This window comes from Serratia sp. FDAARGOS_506, from assembly GCF_003812745.1.
In the GTDB taxonomy this organism is placed as follows: domain Bacteria; phylum Pseudomonadota; class Gammaproteobacteria; order Enterobacterales; family Enterobacteriaceae; genus Serratia.
In genome coordinates, this window is record NZ_CP033831.1 from 749427 (window position 1) to 766928 (window position 17502).

16 protein-coding genes are annotated in these 17502 nt (G+C 60.7%); 9 read left to right on the plus strand and 7 right to left on the minus strand.

What is annotated here, in order from left to right; all coding sequences use genetic code 11:
* Positions 1–69: 69 nt before the first annotated feature.
* Positions 70–834 (minus strand): pyruvate dehydrogenase complex transcriptional repressor PdhR, encoded by a 765-nt coding sequence (pdhR, locus tag EGY12_RS03820; RefSeq protein ID WP_004937490.1) that lies wholly within the window; start codon positions 832–834, stop codon positions 70–72.
* A 631-nt stretch (positions 835–1465) separates the two neighbouring features.
* On the opposite strand from pdhR, the gene EGY12_RS03825 reads away from it, so the two are divergent.
* The gene (locus EGY12_RS03825; protein ID WP_048234660.1) at positions 1466–2842 is read left to right on the plus strand and encodes an amino acid permease; all 1377 of its coding nucleotides are present in this window, start codon (positions 1466–1468) and stop codon (positions 2840–2842) included.
* Positions 2843–2905: 63 nt separating this feature from the next.
* Here the strand turns inward: EGY12_RS03825 and EGY12_RS03830 are convergent, their stop codons facing one another.
* From EGY12_RS03830 to EGY12_RS03840, 3 genes are read right to left on the minus strand one after another with little or no spacing between them, the layout of a single operon-like run.
* Entirely contained in the window at positions 2906–4141 is a 1236-nt protein-coding gene (locus EGY12_RS03830) for a cytochrome c (protein ID WP_123892624.1), read from the minus strand.
* Entirely contained in the window at positions 4138–4692 is a 555-nt protein-coding gene (locus tag EGY12_RS03835) for a (2Fe-2S)-binding protein (RefSeq protein WP_038879260.1), read from the minus strand. Before EGY12_RS03835 ends, EGY12_RS03830 begins: the two co-directional genes overlap by 4 nt.
* Positions 4689–7478 carry a xanthine dehydrogenase family protein molybdopterin-binding subunit gene (locus EGY12_RS03840; protein ID WP_123892625.1) on the minus strand — a complete coding sequence of 930 codons (2790 nt, stop codon included), beginning with the start codon at positions 7476–7478 and terminating at the stop codon, positions 4689–4691. Before EGY12_RS03840 ends, EGY12_RS03835 begins: the two co-directional genes overlap by 4 nt.
* A gap of 208 nt (positions 7479–7686) precedes the next feature.
* Here EGY12_RS03840 and EGY12_RS03845 point away from each other — a divergent pair, with 208 nt between their 5' ends.
* Both EGY12_RS03845 and EGY12_RS03850 read left to right on the plus strand, forming a co-directional pair.
* Positions 7687–8271 (plus strand): NTP transferase domain-containing protein, encoded by a 585-nt coding sequence (locus EGY12_RS03845; RefSeq protein ID WP_123892626.1) that lies wholly within the window; start codon positions 7687–7689, stop codon positions 8269–8271.
* A gap of 8 nt (positions 8272–8279) precedes the next feature.
* Positions 8280–9332 (plus strand): XdhC family protein, encoded by a 1053-nt coding sequence (locus EGY12_RS03850; protein ID WP_123892627.1) that lies wholly within the window; start codon positions 8280–8282, stop codon positions 9330–9332.
* On the opposite strand, the gene EGY12_RS03855 is transcribed toward EGY12_RS03850, so the two are convergent.
* Positions 9256–10122 carry a helix-turn-helix domain-containing protein gene (locus EGY12_RS03855; protein WP_123892628.1) on the minus strand — a complete coding sequence of 289 codons (867 nt, stop codon included), beginning with the start codon at positions 10120–10122 and terminating at the stop codon, positions 9256–9258. The genes EGY12_RS03850 and EGY12_RS03855 overlap by 77 nt on opposite strands.
* 150 nt (positions 10123–10272) lie before the next feature.
* Positions 10273–11919: a class I fumarate hydratase FumA gene (gene fumA / locus EGY12_RS03860; protein ID WP_004937467.1), complete on the minus strand. Its 1647-nt coding sequence runs from the start codon at positions 11917–11919 to the stop codon at positions 10273–10275.
* 372 nt (positions 11920–12291) lie between these two features.
* Here fumA and EGY12_RS03865 point away from each other — a divergent pair, with 372 nt between their 5' ends.
* From EGY12_RS03865 to ruvX, 6 genes are all read left to right on the plus strand, one after another.
* Positions 12292–12804, plus strand: coding sequence for a SprT family zinc-dependent metalloprotease (locus tag EGY12_RS03865; protein ID WP_123892629.1), 513 nt, complete (start codon positions 12292–12294; stop codon positions 12802–12804).
* A gap of 101 nt (positions 12805–12905) precedes the next feature.
* Entirely contained in the window at positions 12906–13601 is a 696-nt protein-coding gene (endA, locus tag EGY12_RS03870; protein WP_123892630.1) for a deoxyribonuclease I, read from the plus strand.
* Between the two features lie 69 nt (positions 13602–13670).
* A complete protein-coding gene (gene rsmE, locus EGY12_RS03875) occupies positions 13671–14402 on the plus strand; it encodes a 16S rRNA (uracil(1498)-N(3))-methyltransferase (protein WP_123892631.1) in 732 nt (243 codons plus the stop codon).
* A 10-nt stretch (positions 14403–14412) separates the two neighbouring features.
* Positions 14413–15363: a glutathione synthase gene (gene gshB / locus EGY12_RS03880; protein ID WP_123892632.1), complete on the plus strand. Its 951-nt coding sequence runs from the start codon at positions 14413–14415 to the stop codon at positions 15361–15363.
* Between the two features lie 129 nt (positions 15364–15492).
* Positions 15493–16056 (plus strand): YqgE/AlgH family protein, encoded by a 564-nt coding sequence (locus EGY12_RS03885; protein ID WP_033635940.1) that lies wholly within the window; start codon positions 15493–15495, stop codon positions 16054–16056.
* The gene (gene ruvX / locus EGY12_RS03890; protein ID WP_015379046.1) at positions 16056–16478 is read left to right on the plus strand and encodes a Holliday junction resolvase RuvX; all 423 of its coding nucleotides are present in this window, start codon (positions 16056–16058) and stop codon (positions 16476–16478) included. Before EGY12_RS03885 ends, ruvX begins: the two co-directional genes overlap by 1 nt.
* Here the strand turns inward: ruvX and EGY12_RS03895 are convergent.
* Positions 16475–17497, minus strand: a complete 1023-nt coding sequence (locus EGY12_RS03895) for a type IV pilus twitching motility protein PilT (RefSeq protein WP_123892633.1) — start codon at positions 17495–17497, stop codon at positions 16475–16477. The genes ruvX and EGY12_RS03895 overlap by 4 nt on opposite strands.
* Positions 17498–17502 lie beyond the last annotated feature (5 nt).

A 17502-nucleotide genomic window follows, 5' to 3' on the forward strand; every position in this document is an offset into this window, starting at 1 on the left:
GCTTAAGTACTTAACTAAGTACCTCGAACTTAACCCCCGCAGGCTGGTGTACCCTGAAGAGGACAGCTCTTAATCCTTGCGTTGCTGGAGACGCCGTAGCGATCTCTCGCGCCGAGTATGCTCCCGGCTGAGATCCAGCAAGATTTCCTCGATAAACGCCAAGTGGCGATGCGAGGCTTCACGGGCCTTTTCCGGCTCGCGTGCCACAATCGCCTCAAAAATTCCGGCGCGGTGGCTGCTCACTTTTGCCAACATCTCACGGCGCGAGTAGAGCAATTCAAAGTTCTGACGCACGTTCTGTTCCAGCATCGGCCCCATGCAGCGTAGCAGGTGAAGTAACACAACGTTGTGGGCAGCTTCGGTCACGGCGATTTGATACTGCATGACCGCATCGGCTTCGGCGTCGAGATCGCCGCTGTCTTGAGCCTGTTGAATCACGATGTGGCAGTCGCGGATGCGCGCCAGATCTTCATCGGTGCCGCGCAGCGCCGCGTAATAGGCGGCAATGCCTTCCAGCGCGTGACGGGTTTCCAGCAGATCGAACTGTGATTCGGGATGGTCGGCCAGCAGCTCGGCCAGCGGATCGCTGAAGCTCTGCCACAGATTAGTTTGCACGAAGGTGCCGCCGCCCTGACGGCGCAGGAGCAACCCTTTCGCTTCCAGGCGCTGAATGGCCTCTCTCAGAGAAGGACGGGAGACATCAAATTGTTTCGCCAGCTCGCGCTCCGGAGGCAGTTTTTCGCCTGGGCGCAGTGTCCCCTCGAGGATCAGGTATTCGAGCTGTTGCTCGATAACATCTGACAACTTGGGTTGGCGGATTTTGCTGTAGGCCATGAGTGAATTCTTCTCTGCGAATGGCGCGGAGTCAATTGGTAATACCAATTTCAAAAACGTGACGGTAAAGTAACAAAGTATTCACCTCCTGTCCATACGGGCCTTGATCGAAATCAGGTTACCCGCACATTTTAACACCCCGCTGAAAACCCCGCTGCAAACCGGTAACGCCGTGATGGTATTACCATTTACGCGCCGGGTTGGGGATTTAACTTTTACCAAACCTTACGCAAGGAAGAGTGCAAACTTTTTGCCCAAGTTTTATTGCATGGTTATTACGCTTTGATGAATGACTATTTGGCGAGCAGCGCAACGATGGTTCGTTCATTATTTGAACGCACCCCACCGTTCAGATCTACGTTATTTTTGCGCATTATGTGATTTGTTGCTTATTTCATGCACTGAATCCCCCCTGCCGTCACACAACCCGCATTTTGTTTCCTAAACTGCTGCAATCTTAATCACTCACACGACAAAGCAGGTGCAAACTGACGCGCATAACATTATTCTCTGCCAAACGGTAGCGGCGCCGTGGAATTAATAGATATAACGTCGTAAATAAAACAAAACACACATCGTAACCACTGCTTTACAGGCATGTGGTCATTCGCAACGACAGAGGGTTAGATTGATGGATGGTCAACAGCATGGTGACCAGCTGAAACGCGGCCTGAAAAACCGCCATATTCAGCTCATCGCCTTAGGTGGCGCAATCGGCACCGGGTTATTTCTCGGTATCGCTCAAACAATAAAAATGGCCGGCCCGTCGGTTATTCTCGGTTACGCCATCGGTGGCTTCATCGCGTTTCTGATCATGCGCCAGCTGGGGGAAATGGTGGTGGAAGAACCGGTTGCCGGTTCCTTCAGCCACTTCGCCTACAAATACTGGGGCAACTTCGCCGGCTTCGCTTCCGGCTGGAACTACTGGGTGTTGTATGTCCTGGTGGCGATGGCGGAGCTGACAGCGGTCGGCATCTACGTGCAGTACTGGTGGCCGGAGATCCCCACCTGGGTCTCCGCCGCGGTGTTCTTCCTGGCGATCAACGCCATCAACCTGGCCAACGTCAAAGTTTACGGTGAGATGGAATTCTGGTTCGCCATCATCAAGGTGGTGGCGATTATCGGCATGATCGTGTTCGGCGCCTACCTGTTGTTCAGCGGCATGGGCGGCCCGGAAGCCACCGTCACCAACCTGTGGGCGCAGGGCGGGTTCTTCCCGAACGGCGTCATGGGCCTGGTGATGGCGATGGCGGTGATCATGTTCTCCTTCGGCGGCCTCGAGCTGGTCGGCATCACCGCCGCCGAAGCCGACAACCCGCAAAAAAGCATTCCGAAAGCCACCAATCAGGTGATCTACCGCATCCTGATTTTCTATATCGGTTCACTGGCCATTCTGTTGTCGCTGTACCCGTGGGGCAAGGTGGTCGAAGGCGGCAGCCCGTTCGTGCTGATCTTCCACGCGCTGAACAGCAACCTGGTGGCGACCGTGCTGAACATCGTGGTGCTCACCGCCGCGCTGTCGGTCTACAACAGCTGCGTCTACTGCAACAGCCGCATGCTGTACGGCCTGGCGCAACAAGGTAACGGCCCGAAAAGCCTGCTGAAGGTCGACGGCCGCGGCGTGCCGGTGGTGGCCATCGGCATTTCCGCCCTCGCCACCGCGCTGTGCGTACTGATTAACTACCTGATCCCTGGCCGTGCCTTCGAGCTATTGATGGCGTTGGTGGTATCGGCGCTGGTGATCAACTGGGCGATGATCAGCCTGGCGCACCTGAAGTTCCGCGCCGCCAAAAACCGCGAAGGCGTGGTGCCGAAGTTCAAGGCGTTCTGGTACCCGTTCAGCAACTACCTGTGCCTGCTGTTCATGGCCGGCATCCTGGTGATCATGTACCTGACGCCGGGCATTCAAATCTCGGTGCTGCTGATCCCGGTATGGGTGGCGATCCTGGCCGTTGGTTACGCCATCAAACAGCGCAGCCAACGCGTCGACGGCGTCACCAGCCGTTGAACCCCGTGACCGCGCAATAAAATGGCCCGCAGATGCGGGCCATTTTTTTCGCCTGAACGCCGCTTACTTGCGCAGCGCTTTCACCTGCTCGGCGGTGATGTCCGCCGGCAAGCCGCCCCAGGTCACGCGCAGGTAATTCACCAGCTCCGCCACTTCGGCATCGCTCAGCCGCTCGCCGAAGCCCGGCATGCTCTGCATGCTTTCGCCGTTCGGGAATTGCTGGGCCGGCAAGCCGTCCAGCACCGACACGATCAGGTTCTTGCCGTCCGCCTGGCGCAGCGTGGCGTTATCGCGCATCGCCGGTGCGACGTGCGGTTTGCCCTCGCCTTCACGCGCATGGCAGCCGGCGCACTGATCCAGATAGGCCATACGCCCGGTATCGTTGCCCTGGCCCATTTTCACCGGCACTGCCGCCGGCGGCTGCTCGCCCATCAGATACAGCGCCAGCGCCTGGTGGTCTTCCGGCGTTAAATGACGGGTGCTGAGATCCACCACCATGTGCATCTCGCTGAAGGCGGAACCCTGCGGCGCGAGACCGGTGCTGAGGAAGCGGCTGACGTCCTGCGGCGTCCAGCCGCGCTGTGCCAGACCGTGCGGCGTAATGTCCGGCGCCATGAAGCGGCCGAGATCGCCGCCCTGCATCGGCTTGGCGAGATCCATCTGCCCCAGCACGCCACGCGGCGTGTGGCATTCGCCACAGTGGCCCAGCACATCGGCCAGATAGCGGCCGCGCTGCCATTGCGGCGAATTGCCCTGCGAACTGGCCGGCAGAGGATCCTGGCTGCGGAACAGCAGGTTCCAGCCGATCAGCGCCATGCGCTGGTTGAACGGGAACGGCATCTCGTTGGCCGGAATGGCGACATCCACCGCCGGACGCGTCATCAGGTAAGCGTAGATGTCGTCGGCGTCCTGACGCGACATGCCCTTGTACGAGGTGTAAGGCATCGCCGGGTACAGATGTCGCCCGCCCGGCGCCACGCCCTGCGTCAGCGCCAGGAAGAAGTCGTCCTTGGTCCAGCGCCCGATGCCGTGGTCGGCCGACGGCGTCAGATTGCTGCCGTAAATCGTGCCGAACGGCGTTTCCAGCGGATAGCCGCCGGCCAACGGCGCCCCGCCGCTGGCGGTATGGCAGGCAGCGCAGTCAGCGGCCTGCGCCAGATAGCGGCCGCGGGCGATCTGTTCGGCGCCGGCGGTCACCTGCTGCACCGGGCCGTCGTAACGGCGGTTTTCCCGCCACCAGAGCAGCGCAATCACCACGATCGCCACCAGCAAAATCAACACTGCAAGACGTTTTTTCATTGCGCCGTCTCCTTCAGCAGGCCCGGCGTTTTCAGCACCACGTCGCGCACCGCTTCGTAGTAGCGCACGTAGCCGGTGCAGCGGCAGATGTGGCTGTCCAGCGCCTGTTCGATGGCGCTTTCCAGCTGCTCGCGAGCGATAGGCTCACGCTTGAGCTTTTCCACGAAAATGGTGGCGGCGTTGACGAAGCCCGGCGTGCAGTAGCCGCACTGGAAGCTGTAGTGCTCCAGAAACGCCTGCTGGATCGGCGACAGCTCAACCACCTCGCCCTGTTCGTCCACCTTGGCGTGGCCTTCGACGGTGCGCACTTTCTTGCCGTTGAAGAAATGCGCGCCGGTGATGCAGGTGCGCACCTCTTCGCTGGTGCCGCTCGGGTGATCGACGATCGCCACGCAGGCGTGGCAAATGCCCTGCCCGCAGCCGAGGCGCGAGCCGGTCAGGTCAAGGTACTCGTGCAGGAAATCGATCATCATCAGGCCTTCCGGCACCTCGATCGGGCCGTACTGCTTCTCGTTGATGGTCAGGGAGATCGGCTGGGTTTTAATGCTCATTGTAATACCTCACGAATATTTTCTGCACGAACGGGCAAATCACGGAAACGGTGGCCGGTGGCGTCGGCGATGGCGTTAACCAGGGCGGCCACAATCGGGATCATCACCACCTCCGCCATGCCTTTCGGCGGATCGGTTTCCGACAGCGCCGGCAGGATGTCACCGCTCTGTTTCCACACCGCCACGTCGCTGGCGCGCGGCAGATGGTAACGGTTGAAGTTCCAGGTACCGTTGCCCGGGCCGTCTTCGTACAGTGGTAAATATTCGTGCAGCGCATGGCCGATGCCCATCGCCAGCCCGCCCTGCAGCTGGCCGGAAACCAGTTCCGGCACGATCAGGTTGCCGCACTCCATGATCGAATGGTGATTCAACAATTCCACCTGGCCGGTGGCGATATCCACCGCCACTTCCGCCAGCGTGCCAACGGCGCTGTAGTAGGTCACCGCCGCATTGTTGCGCTGGGTTGGCGGGTAGTAGACTTGCCCGCGCGCCAGCGGTTTGAATTCGCCGCCGGCGTTGCGCAGCGACATGCCGTCGATCGGCAGGCGTTCGCTTTTGCCGTTCAACGTAAAATCGGCCTCCGCCCACTGCCAGCGGTTGAAGACGTGCACCGCCGCGCCGGTGACGCCGCCCATTTGATAAGCCGTCTTGGCCAGCAATTCGAGGCTCAGCACCGACATGCCCGCCGCCGTCAGGCCGCCTTCGACCCAACGCGCATCCTCACGCCGCACCACCAGCGGCGCCGCCTGGCCGCCGCCGATGCCGGCCTGCCACAGCGCCATCGCCGCCGGCCACAGGCCGTGATCGAAGATCAGGCGCGCCGCTTCGCGGGTGCTGTGCGAGAAGTAATAGGCCGAGTTGCTGGCGCTGGACGGCGAACAGTAGCTCGGCGTCCAGTTAGGGTTGGTTTGCAGCTTGTCCTGCTCTTCCTGCGACATCAGGTAAGGATCGCCGCTGGTGACCATCGGCAGCACCGACCAGTCAGTGACCGAGAAATGCGCTTCGTCGGCCGGTTTGCCCAGCCACTGCGCGCACAGCACCGACTGCGAGGTCGACATGCCGGTGCCCATCTCCGCGCCGCTGTGATGCAGCGTGATACGGCCGTCTTCGCTCAATTCCACCCGGGCGAACGAGGTTTCTGCTCCGGTGCCGAAGTCTTTCTGCACGCAGCCAAAGCCAACGCCATAGCGCTTGCCGGGATGACGGCTCTCAAACTCGGCCTTGCGTTCGGCGCGCTTGAGCCATATCTCATGCTTCGCCGCCTTCTCCAGCACTTCATCGGCACGAATCGCACCGGCCGGGATCGCACCTTGGGTATTTTTCATGCCGGATTTCAGCACGTTACGCAGGCGGAATTCGATAGGATCGATCTTCAGTTCGGCGGCCAGCTCATCCACCATCATCTCGGTGGCGGCCATGCTCTGCAGCGTGCCGTAACCGCGCGCCGAGCCGGCGTCGATGGCGCGTGAGGCCAGCCCGACCGACGACAGATCGCTTTTCGGGAAGTAGTAAATCGACTGGGCGGCGGTCGCGCCGACCATCACCACCGAAGGGGTAAAGTTGCTGCGGCCGCCGCCGTCCGCGGTCATATCCCCGAGGAACGACTGCATGACGCCGGTCTGGCGATTCACCGCGATACGGTAGTTCATGTCGAAAGCGTGGCGCTTCAACGCCGTCTGGAACTGCTCGAAGCGGTCGTTGGCCAGGCGCACCGGGTGGCCGTCGCCGTACATCGCCGCCACCGCGCCGTAATACGGAAAGTTATAGTGATCTTTCGAACCGTAGCCCACGGTGTAACACGGGTGCAGGATCAGCTGTTTTACCGGCGGGTTGCGCTTGGCCAGCATGCGCGGCATTTCGTCAGCCACTTCCTGCGGCGACTGGGTCGGCACCACCAGATGCAGCGTTTGCGTCTCGGCGTCGAACCAGCCGTTGGCGTTGTCCGGCTCCAGCGCCGAAGTGTCGATCGACTGCGTGGTGTAACGGCGTGACATCACCAGCCAATCGGCCGGCGGATTCGCCAACTCGTCGGCGATCAGGCCCGCATAGCGCATGCCTTCCTGATCCAGCTTGCCGCCCTCGCGCCCTTCCGGCCACACCGGCAGGTGTTTTTTCATCGACACCGGGAAGATCGGCGTGTCCTTCAGGCTGGAGAAGCGATCGTCGTCGAACGGCTGTTCGCCCCCCACCCGCACATAGCGGAAGCTGCCCCAGGGATCGCGCTCCAGCGGGCCGGTGACCGCGCCGTATTTGATGGTTTCTTCACGGAATTTCAGCTTGTCCTTAGCGAAGCGGAAACGGGCGAAGTCGTGATAGATCAGAATCGCCACCGCCTGGCCGAGATAGGCCGGGGTTTTGCCACTCGGCAGCAGCATGTCGTCACCGTAAAACGCCGGGAAGGCCAGACCGTCGCGCGCCAGATCTTCCGCCGTCACCAGGCGATCCGGCTGCAGGTCATCCCCCAACAACGACAGATCGACCCCTTCGAACAGCCGATCGGCTTTGGTGACGCGCAGAATGAAGGCGTGCGCCTGTTTCTGCGGCCAGTGCGGCATGTCCACCGCGCGGATATCGCGCGCGAACACCTTCTGCCCCATGACCTTGGCGCGGCCGTCGATACGGAAACGGACGCGTTTGGTCTGCGGATCCCAGTTGGGTGACTGGAGGATTTTTTGCTCGAACAGCGCGGCGTAGGCGCTGCTGTACAGGGGCGCGAGATACACAGACACCCCCGCAATCACGGCGCTTTTGATAAAGCGGCGCCGCGACGGGTTGAAATTGCTCATAAATAAGTCCTTCACGTCTTTCTTGTAATTGGTTTTTGTTCGCGGTGTTGTTGCGCAAACGCTGACGACCTTGCCGTAGACGTCATAAGCATATGCTTATAACTAAAATTATGTGATGATTAACAGGATGTTTTCAACAAAAAAACATTTGCAAAACACAGGTAGTTTGTAGGCTAATAAATAATTTGCGCAAACGCGGACTTCAAACATGACTACGGGCATTGTCATTACCGCCGCCGGACGCGGGGAGCGCTTTATTCAGGCCGGCGGCCAGGGCAACAAATTGAACGCCGGGTTTGCCGATGCGGCAGGCGAGCGGCGATCGCTGTTCGAACACACCCTGCGCCAGGCGCTGGCTTCCGGGCTACCGGTGCAGGTGGTGACCCGCCCGGATAATCTGCCGGTGCTGGCAGCCTGTGCCGCTAATCAGGTGCCGGTCACCCTGCTCGCCAGCGCGGGCCTCGGCGACTCTATCGCCGCGGGCGTTGCGGCCACGCCGCACTGGCAAGGCTGGCTGATCCACCTGGCCGATATGCCGTTCGTCGGTGCCGATGTCTTCCGGCAGGTGGCGAGCGCCTTACGGCAACACGCGATCGTGCGCCCCTGTTATGCGCAACAGCCCGGTCACCCGGTCGGCTTTTCCGCTCTATTGCGCAAACCACTTTGCCAACTGCGCGGCGATAATGGTGCGCGTGAACTGCTGCAAGGCGCGGCAGTGCACCTGCTGCCGCTTGAGCACCCCGGCGTCGTGCAGGATATTGATCTTCCATCGCAACTCCCGGCCAACGAGTAAATTCACCTATGCAACATCTTGATGTCACCGTGGTCAGCCAGGCGATAAGCTGGCTGCAGCAACAGCCGGTCTGGTTATGCACCGTGCTCAGTACCTACGGCTCTTCGCCGCGGTCGCCGGGCGCGCTGATGGCGGCGACCCGCGACGGCCGCTACAGCGGTTCGCTGTCGGGCGGCTGCGTGGAGGAGGATTTCTTGCGTCGCGTGGCCGCCGGGGAGTATCAGGCGGCCAGCCAGGTGATCCGTTACGGCGAAGGCGGCATGACGCCTAACGTGGCGCTGCCCTGCGGCGGCGTGCTGGACGTGCTGATCGAATACCTGCCGGCGGGTGAAGACAGCATCGCTTACCTGCGACGCATCGCCGGCGCGCTGGAAGGGCATCACGCGTTGATCAAACGTCTGACGCTGCCCAACGCCTGCCACAGTCTTGAGCAAAGCCACTTCACCAGCGCCACGCAGGTCGAACGTCGGCTTGAGCAGATCACCCTGCACATCGCGGCCGCGCCGCGCCTGCTGATCGCCGGACTGTCCAGCGTGGCGCTGTACTGTGCTGATTTCGCCGTGGCGCTGGGGTTTGAGGTGCTGGTGTGCGAGAACCGCCCGGAGGCGCTGGATAACTTTGCCGCCGAGCTGAAGCCGGGCGTGACGTTGCTGCGCCAGTTTCCGGCCAAATTCATTGAGGATGGAGGTTGCCACGCCAATACCGCCGTCGTGGCGCTAACCCACGATCCGCGCATGGACGACCTGACGCTGATGGAAGCGATCCACACCCCGGCATTTTACATTGGGGCCATGGGCTCGCTCAGAAACAGCGCGCGGCGGCGCCAGCGTTTGCAGCAGATTGCCGAATTCACGCCTCAGGAGCTGGAACGCATCCATGCGCCAATCGGCCTGCCGCTCGGCAGCAAAACCCCGGCGGAGATCGCCCTGGCGGTGATGGCGGCGATCGTGCAGCAAAAAAACCGGCTGCCGGCCGCCGACGGGATCAATGCAGCGGCACCACCGGCACCAGATGCTGCAGCTCCAGATGCAGTTCCTCTTTCCCGCTCAGCGAATAGCTGAACACCGTAATGTCCGGCCCGTCACCGCGGGCCAGCCCCATTTCGGGCAACACCTGCGTGTAGATCTGAATGATGTGGTCATTGAGCGCCACCGGCTTGCCGGAATAGCGAAAACGGCAAAACTCGCCGTGGATCTCCGGCAGCGGCTCCAGCACCACGCCTTCGCGCAGCGGGTATTCCGTCGTCACGCCCAGGGTATAATCGACCCTGACCCGCTCGCCGTCCGGCACCAGTTGGGTAAACGAATAGGTTTGCGTCGGGCGCTCGCCCAACAAGGTATAGAATTGCCCCCGCAGCGCGCTGCGCTGCGGCAGGTGCGACTTGTCCAGCTTCTCGATATCCAGGTGGTAAGCGTACTGCTTGCCGTGAAAGGCATATTGCCCTCGGGCGATGCTGACGCGCTCAACCTGAATATCGCCGGGCTGGCTGGCCGCCAACGAACGCACCAGATTGCTGAAGTCCTGCTTGCGGGCATGGCGATACACGCTGGGCGATTCGGCGAAGTGTTTCTTGAAACAGCGCGAGAACGTCTGCTGGTTGTCGAACTGATATTCGACCGAGATATCGAGGATGCTCTTCTGCGTGAAACGCAAGGCGAAGGCGGCAAGGTAGAGGCGGCGAGCACGGATGTACGAGGCTAACGATAATCCGGTCTGCTTTTTGAACATGCGCTGCAGGTACCATTTCGTATAGCCTGACTTGGCGGCAACGATATCCAACGACAGCGGATTGGTCAGGTTATCCTCAATCCAGACCAGCAATTCCTTGATATGACTTTCCTGCGTTCCCATGTGCTTGCCGAACCTTCTGTTGCCGATATTCCATTAGTCGAGTTTTAGTGCTATCCGCGTAGGGTATACAGGTTAAAACTCGACGTCCAGCAGGCTACAGGACTTTACACAATCCCCTTCACCGCCCGTAGACGGTGAAGGGGGCCGCGCTTATTTCAGGCAGCTGGAGCACTGACCGGCCTGGATCTTCTGGAAGAAGTCATTGCCTTTGTCATCCACCAGGATAAACGCCGGGAAATCCTCCACTTCGATTTTCCAGATCGCTTCCATACCCAGTTCAGGATACTCCACGCACTCCAGGCTCTTGATGCTCTGCTGCGCCAGCACCGCCGCCGGGCCGCCGATGCTGCCGAGGTAGAAACCGCCGTGCTTGTGGCAGGCATCCGTCACCTGCTGGCTGCGGTTGCCTTTCGCCAGCATGATCATGCTGCCGCCGTGGGATTGCAGCAGATCGACGTAGGAGTCCATACGCCCGGCGGTGGTTGGCCCCAGCGAACCGGACGCGTAGCCTTCCGGCGTTTTAGCCGGGCCGGCGTAGTAGATCGGGTGATCCTTGACGTACTGCGGCAGACCTTCGCCGCGATCCAGACGCTCTTTCAGCTTGGCGTGCGCGATATCGCGGCCGACGATGATGGTGCCGCTCAGCGACAGGCGGGTGGAAACCGGGTACTGCGACAGCTGCTTGAGGATCTCCGCCATCGGGCGGTTGAGATCGACCTTGATCGCCTCGCCTTCCCCAGCCTGACGCAGCTCCTGAGGGATGAATTTACCCGGGTTATGCTCCAGTTTTTCCAGCCAGATGCCGTCGCGGTTGATCTTGCCTTTGATGTTGCGATCCGCCGAACAGGAGACGCCCATGCCGACCGGGCAGGACGCGCCGTGGCGCGGCAGACGCACCACGCGAATATCGTGCGCGAAGTATTTGCCGCCGAACTGCGCGCCCAGACCCAGGTTCTGCGCTTCTTGCAGCAGTTCCGCTTCGAGTTCCAGATCGCGGAACGCCTGGCCATGCTCGTTGCCTTCGGTCGGCAGGCCATCGTAATACTTGGTCGAGGCCAGCTTGACGGTTTTCAGCGTCGCTTCCGCCGAGGTGCCGCCGATGACGAACGCCACGTGGTAAGGCGGGCAAGCTGCGGTGCCCAACGTGCGCATCTTGTCGACCAGGTAGTTTTTCAGTTTGCCCGGCGACAGCAGCGCCTTGGTTTCCTGATACAGATAGGTTTTGTTGGCGGAACCGCCGCCCTTGGCGATGCACAGGAACTTGTACTCTTCGCCGTCCACGCTGTAGAGATCGATCTGCGCCGGCAGGTTGCTGCCGGTGTTGACCTCTTTGTACATATCCAGCGCGGCATTCTGCGAATAACGCAGGTTCTCTTCGATGTAGGTGTTGTACACCCCGCGCGACAACGCTTCTTCATCGCCGCCGCCGGTCCAGACGCGCTGGCCCTTTTTGCCGACGATGATCGCCGTGCCGGTGTCCTGGCAGGTCGGTAAAATACCCTTGGCGGCGATTTCTGAGTTACGCAGAAATTGCAGCGCAACGTACTTGTCATTTTCGCTGGCGTCCGGATCTTTGAGGATATCGGCCACCTGCTGCTGGTGCGCCGGGCGCAGCATGAACGACGCGTCGTGGAACGCATGCTGGGCAAGCAGGGTTAACGCTTCAGGGGCAACTTTCAGAATTTCCTGGCCTTCGAATTCGCTCACGGAAACGTGGTCGCGGCTCAGCAGGTAGTATTCGGTATCGTCTTTCTTCAGCGGGAACGGATCTTGATAGTGGAACGGTTTATTCGACATTGATCTCTCACTTGCAACATCAGCTGCGTTAAATTCACACTTGCGGCGCACGGCTCGGCGCCTTGTCAAAAAACTGCCTCCACCTTACGTATTTTTAATCAGTCAGTTATTGCGCCAAATCGCAAAATAACCGCTCTTTGCGTAAGGGATTACCACAGGCGGCGTTTCAACCTTGCTCGGTGAGAACTGCGGGTACAGGCTCATCATGCACGCTTTATTATCCCGCAGTTAACACATTGATTACAATCCATCGACGGCGATCGTCTTATCAATGTGGCGAAAAACCGGCGCGCAGCCCAAAGAAAGCAACGGATGCGGATTTGCTTCGGGGCGTATTGTCAGCCGCCGCGCCATTGCTTAAGCTAAGCCGCAATGAACAAACCAAGAATCCCCATCGCGCTGCAGCAAGCGGTGATGCGCTGCCTGCGTGAAAAGCTGCAGTTGGCACGCCGGCATTTTGCCGTCGAGTTCCCCGAACCCAGCATCGTCTATCAGCAACGCGGCACCAGCGCGGGCACCGCCTGGCTGCAAAACTGGGAAATCCGTCTGAATCCGGTGCTGCTATTGGAAAACCAACAGCCGTTTATCGATGAAGTGGTGCCGCATGAGTTGGCGCACCTACTGGTGTTTCGCCAATTCGGCCGGGTGGCGCCGCACGGCCGCGAATGGCGCTGGATGATGGAAAGCGTACTGCTGACCCCAGCCAGCCGCACTCACCGTTTCGAAACCGCCTCGGTGCAAAGCAAAACCTTCCCCTATCGCTGCGGCTGCGGGCAGCACCAGCTCACCATCCGCCGCCATAACCGCGTGCTGCGCGGCGAAAGCGAATACCGCTGCCGCCGGTGCGGCGAAAAACTGAAATTTCTCGCTACCGAGAACCTTTAGTTAAACGATTTATACGTTAAAACAAGTAAATATCGCCATTTGCCACTGCCGGCAAGTTCCGCTACCCTGCCTGCTTTTCCAATTTTGAGCTGTTTTGGAATATGCTTCGCAGAATTTTGTTTATGGCGGTTTTCGCCACAGGCGCCGTACAGGCGCACGGCATCAATAATTTTTCTCAGGCCAAGGCGGCGGCGGCCAAGATTAACCAGGATGCGCCGGGCAGTTTTTACTGCGGCTGCCGCATCGACTGGCAAGGCAAGAAGGGCATCCCGGATCTCGCCGGCTGCGGCTATCAGGTGCGTAAAAACGCCCAACGCGCGCAGCGTATCGAATGGGAACACGTGGTGCCGGCCTGGCAGTTCGGCCACCAGCTGCAGTGCTGGCAGGACGGCGGCCGCAAAAACTGCAATAAAGACGCCACCTATCGCCAGATAGAAACCGACCTGCACAACCTGCAGCCGGCGATCGGCGAAGTGAACGGCGACCGCAATAACTTCATGTACAGCCAATGGAACGGCGGTGAAGGCCAATACGGGCAATGCCCGATGAAGGTGGACTTCAAGAATAAACAGGCGGAGCCGCCCGCCCGCGCACGCGGCGCCATTGCCCGCACTTACTTCTACATGCGCGATCGCTACCAGCTACGGCTGTCACGTCAGCAAACCCAACTGTTCGAGGTGTGGAACCGGCAATATCCGGTGAGCCAATGGGAATGTCAGCGTGAAGCACGTATCGCCAAGGTACAGGGCAACCACAACCCCTATATTCAACAGGCTTGTCAGCAGCGGAAAAGCTAACCTACTATAGCCTTTATCTTTCATGGCACCGCCGACCCGCGGCGCCGTTTCGTCAGGATCAGACTACCCATGCGCATACCCCGCATTTACCATCCGCAGCCGTTGACCGATCGGGCGGAGATCGCCCTCAGCGAGGACGCCGCCAACCACGTCGGCCGCGTGCTGCGCATGAGCGCCGGCCAGACGCTGCAGCTGTTCGACGGCAGCAACCAGGTGTTCGACGCCGAGATAGTTCGGGTGGACAAAAAGAACGTGCTGGTGCGCCTCGGTGACGGCCGCGTGGAGGACATCGAATCGCCGCTCAACCTGCATCTGGGCCAGGTTATCTCGCGCGGTGAGAAGATGGAGTTCACCATTCAGAAGTCCATCGAGCTGGGCGTCAACGTCATTACCCCACTGTTTTCCGAGCGCTGCGGCGTCAAACTCGACGGCGAGCGTCTGGCGAAGAAAATTCAGCAATGGCAGAAGATCGCCATCGCCGCCTGCGAACAGTGCGGCCGCAACCGCATCCCCGAAATCCGCGAGGCGATGTCACTGGAAGCCTGGTGCGCCGAGCAAGACGGCAGCCTGAAGCTCAACCTGCACCCGCGCGCCAGCCACAGCATCAACACCCTGCCGCAGCCGGTAGACCGCGTCCGCCTGCTGATCGGCCCCGAAGGCGGTTTGTCCGCCGACGAAATCGCCATGACCACCGGCCACGGATTTACTGATATCCTGCTGGGGCCACGCGTGCTGCGTACCGAAACCACAGCGCTCACCGCCATTACCGCTCTGCAGGTCCGTTTCGGCGACCTGGGTTAAAGGAGAAAAGATGATTAAGCTCGGCATCGTGATGGACCCTATCGACTCCATCAACATCAAAAAAGACACCAGCTTCGCTATGCTGCTCGAAGCGCAGCGCCGCGGTTACGAATTGCACTACATGGAGATGAACGATCTCTATCTGCACGCCGGTGACGGGCGCGCCCGCACCCGCCTGCTGAGCGTGAAGGAAGACAAGGAGAACTGGTTCGGCTTCGGCAGCGAGCAGGACTTGGCGCTGTACGATCTGGACGTGATCCTGATGCGCAAGGATCCGCCGTTCGATACCGAATACATCTACGCGACCTACATTCTGGAACGCGCCGAAGTCAAAGGCACGCTGGTGGTCAACAAGCCACAAAGCCTGCGCGACTGCAACGAAAAGCTGTTTACCGCCTGGTTCCCGGAGCTGACGCCGGACACGCTGGTCAGCCGCAGCGCCGCGCACATCCGCAAATTCCACCAGCAGCACGGCGACATCATCCTGAAGCCGCTGGACGGCATGGGCGGCGCGTCTATCTTCCGCGTGAAGCAGGACGACCCTAACCTGTCGGTGATCATCGAAACTCTGACCGAACACGGCAGCCGTTTCTGCATGGCGCAGAACTTCCTGCCGGCGATCAAGGACGGCGACAAACGCATCCTGGTCGTCGACGGCGAGCCGGTGCCCTACTGCCTGGCGCGCATTCCGGCGCAGGGTGAAACCCGCGGCAACCTGGCGGCCGGCGGCCGTGGCGAAGCGCGCCCGCTAAGCGAGAGCGACTGGAAAATCGCCCGCACCGTCGCCCCGACGCTGAAAGAGAAAGGGCTGATCTTCGTTGGGCTGGACGTGATCGGCGATCGCCTGACCGAGATCAACGTGACCAGCCCAACCTGCGCGCGCGAGATCGAGGCGGCATTCCCAATCTCGATTACCGGCATGTTGATGGACGCGATTGAAAAGCGCCTGGCGGCGAAGTAATGCGTCATGCGGGCGGCCTGCCGCCCGCTCACCTGCATCGCCCTTTCGCGCGGCTTGAAAGGCGGCGGGTATAGCCGCATACTGGCGGCTGTTTATTTTCTCACCCATTGATTACCTTATACTAACGCCATGAATTTACAGCACCATTTTCTGATCGCCATGCCCACCCTGCAGGATCCGCGTTTCAAGCGCTCGGTGATTTACGTCTGCGAGCACAACGAAGAAGGCGCCATGGGTTTGGTGATCAATAAACCGGTGGAGCAGTTCACGGTAGCCACGGTATTGAGCAAGCTGAAGATCATGCCACCTGCGCGCGATCCTGCTATCAGCCTGGACAAGCCGGTGTTCGCCGGCGGCCCACTGGCGGACGATCGCGGGTTTATCCTGCATACGCCGCGCCACGGCTTTGGCGCCAGCATTCAAATTTCCCCCAACACCATGATCACCACCTCGAAAGACGTGCTGGAAACGCTCGGCACGCCGGAACAACCGGACGACGTGCTGGTCGCGCTGGGTTATGCGGGTTGGGAAAAGGGCCAGCTGGAGCAGGAAGTGTTGGAGAACGCCTGGCTGACCATCGAAGCCAACACCGACATTCTGTTCCGCACGCCGATCGCCAGCCGTTGGCGCGAGGCGGGGAACCTTCTGGGTATCGACATTCGCAGCATCGCCAACCACGCAGGACACGCCTGATGAGCAACCGCACCATTATCGCCTTCGATTTCGGCACCAAAAGCATCGGCGCGGCCGTCGGCCAGGAGTTAACCGGCAGCGCCCGCGCCCTGCCGGCTTTCAAAGCGCAGGACGGTTCACCGGACTGGCTAAAAATCGAAAAGCTGTTGAAAGAGTGGCAGCCGGATCTGGTGGTGGTCGGTCTGCCGCTGAACATGGACGGCACCGAGCAACCCGTGACCGCTCAGGCGCGCAAGTTCGCCAACCGCCTGCACGGCCGCTTCGGCATCCAGATCGATCTGCATGACGAGCGCCTGAGCACCGTGGAAGCGCGCGCCAACCTGTTCGATCGCGGCGGCTTCCGCGCGCTCGACAAAGGCAGCGTGGATTCCGCCTCTGCGGTGGTGATTCTCGAAAGCTGGTTCGAACGGCAGCTGGGCTAAACGCCCGTTCCCTCCCCCGCGCTGTCTCCCAACACGCCGGCGTCGATCCGCTGCTGCAAACCTTGTTCAAAGGTTTGCATGCCGGACTGCGCGCCGGTTTGCAACACGCTCGCCAACTGATGGGTTTTCCCTTCGCGAATCAGATTGCTGACTGCCGCCGTCGCCGTCAGCACCTCAAAGATCGCCACTCGCCCGCCGCCGGGCCGCCTCATCAGCTTTTGCGCGATCACCGCCTGTAGGCTGCCGGCCAGCTGAGCGCGCACATAGGGTTTTTCTTCCGCCGGAAACACGTCCACCAACCGTCCCACTGCCTGCGGCGCGCTGCGGGTGTGCAGCGTCGCCAGCACCAGATGGCCGGTCTCTGCCGCGGTGAGCGCCAACCGGATGGTGGCGACATCGCGCAGTTCGCCCAGCAGGATCACATCCGGATCTTCGCGCAGCGCGGCGCGCAACGCCGCATCGAAGCTGTGGCTGTCGCGACCGATCTCCCGCTGCTGAATCAGCGATCGCCGGCTGCGGTGCAGGAATTCGATCGGATCTTCCAGCGTTAAAATGTGCCGCGGCTGGTGCCGGTTGATCTCGTCGATCATCGCCGCCAGCGTGGTGGACTTGCCGCTGCCGGTGGCGCCGGTGACCAGAATCAAGCCGTCGTCGCGCCGCAGCAGTGCCGGGACGATGGCCGGCAGCGCCAGCTCGGCAAGCGAAGGCGTCTGCCCGGCGATGCGCCGCAACGCGAGAGAAATCCCCGCGCTTTGCTGAAAAACGTTGGCTCGCAGTCGCTCCCCGCCCGGCCGGTGCAGCGCCAGATCGATCTGCCCCAGCCGCCGCAGGCTCTCGCGCTGCCGCGCATCCAGCAATCCGTCGCAGAGGGTCTGCACGCCTTGCACCGTCAGCGTTGGCACCGCCGCCAGCGGCTGCAATTCACCGTCGATGCGCAACATCGGCGGATGGCCGGCACAAAGGTGCAGATCGGAAGCATTATGCTTTACACTAAGGGCCACGAATTCATCGATATCCATATCAC

What these genes read in the sequence shown, in the direction of transcription:
- pdhR (WP_004937490.1), bottom strand. Translation starts at nt 834, where the DNA reads ATGGCCTACAGCAAAATCCGCCAACCCAAGTTGTCAGATGTTATCGAG.
- EGY12_RS03825 (WP_048234660.1), top strand. Translation starts at nt 1,466, where the DNA reads ATGGATGGTCAACAGCATGGTGACCAGCTGAAACGCGGCCTGAAAAAC.
- EGY12_RS03830 (WP_123892624.1), bottom strand. Translation starts at nt 4,141, where the DNA reads ATGAAAAAACGTCTTGCAGTGTTGATTTTGCTGGTGGCGATCGTGGTG.
- EGY12_RS03835 (WP_038879260.1), bottom strand. Translation starts at nt 4,692, where the DNA reads ATGAGCATTAAAACCCAGCCGATCTCCCTGACCATCAACGAGAAGCAG.
- EGY12_RS03840 (WP_123892625.1), bottom strand. Translation starts at nt 7,478, where the DNA reads ATGAGCAATTTCAACCCGTCGCGGCGCCGCTTTATCAAAAGCGCCGTG.
- EGY12_RS03845 (WP_123892626.1), top strand. Translation starts at nt 7,687, where the DNA reads ATGACTACGGGCATTGTCATTACCGCCGCCGGACGCGGGGAGCGCTTT.
- EGY12_RS03850 (WP_123892627.1), top strand. Translation starts at nt 8,280, where the DNA reads ATGCAACATCTTGATGTCACCGTGGTCAGCCAGGCGATAAGCTGGCTG.
- EGY12_RS03855 (WP_123892628.1), bottom strand. Translation starts at nt 10,122, where the DNA reads ATGGGAACGCAGGAAAGTCATATCAAGGAATTGCTGGTCTGGATTGAG.
- fumA (WP_004937467.1), bottom strand. Translation starts at nt 11,919, where the DNA reads ATGTCGAATAAACCGTTCCACTATCAAGATCCGTTCCCGCTGAAGAAA.
- EGY12_RS03865 (WP_123892629.1), top strand. Translation starts at nt 12,292, where the DNA reads ATGAACAAACCAAGAATCCCCATCGCGCTGCAGCAAGCGGTGATGCGC.
- endA (WP_123892630.1), top strand. Translation starts at nt 12,906, where the DNA reads ATGCTTCGCAGAATTTTGTTTATGGCGGTTTTCGCCACAGGCGCCGTA.
- rsmE (WP_123892631.1), top strand. Translation starts at nt 13,671, where the DNA reads ATGCGCATACCCCGCATTTACCATCCGCAGCCGTTGACCGATCGGGCG.
- gshB (WP_123892632.1), top strand. Translation starts at nt 14,413, where the DNA reads ATGATTAAGCTCGGCATCGTGATGGACCCTATCGACTCCATCAACATC.
- EGY12_RS03885 (WP_033635940.1), top strand. Translation starts at nt 15,493, where the DNA reads ATGAATTTACAGCACCATTTTCTGATCGCCATGCCCACCCTGCAGGAT.
- ruvX (WP_015379046.1), top strand. Translation starts at nt 16,056, where the DNA reads ATGAGCAACCGCACCATTATCGCCTTCGATTTCGGCACCAAAAGCATC.
- EGY12_RS03895 (WP_123892633.1), bottom strand. Translation starts at nt 17,497, where the DNA reads ATGGATATCGATGAATTCGTGGCCCTTAGTGTAAAGCATAATGCTTCC.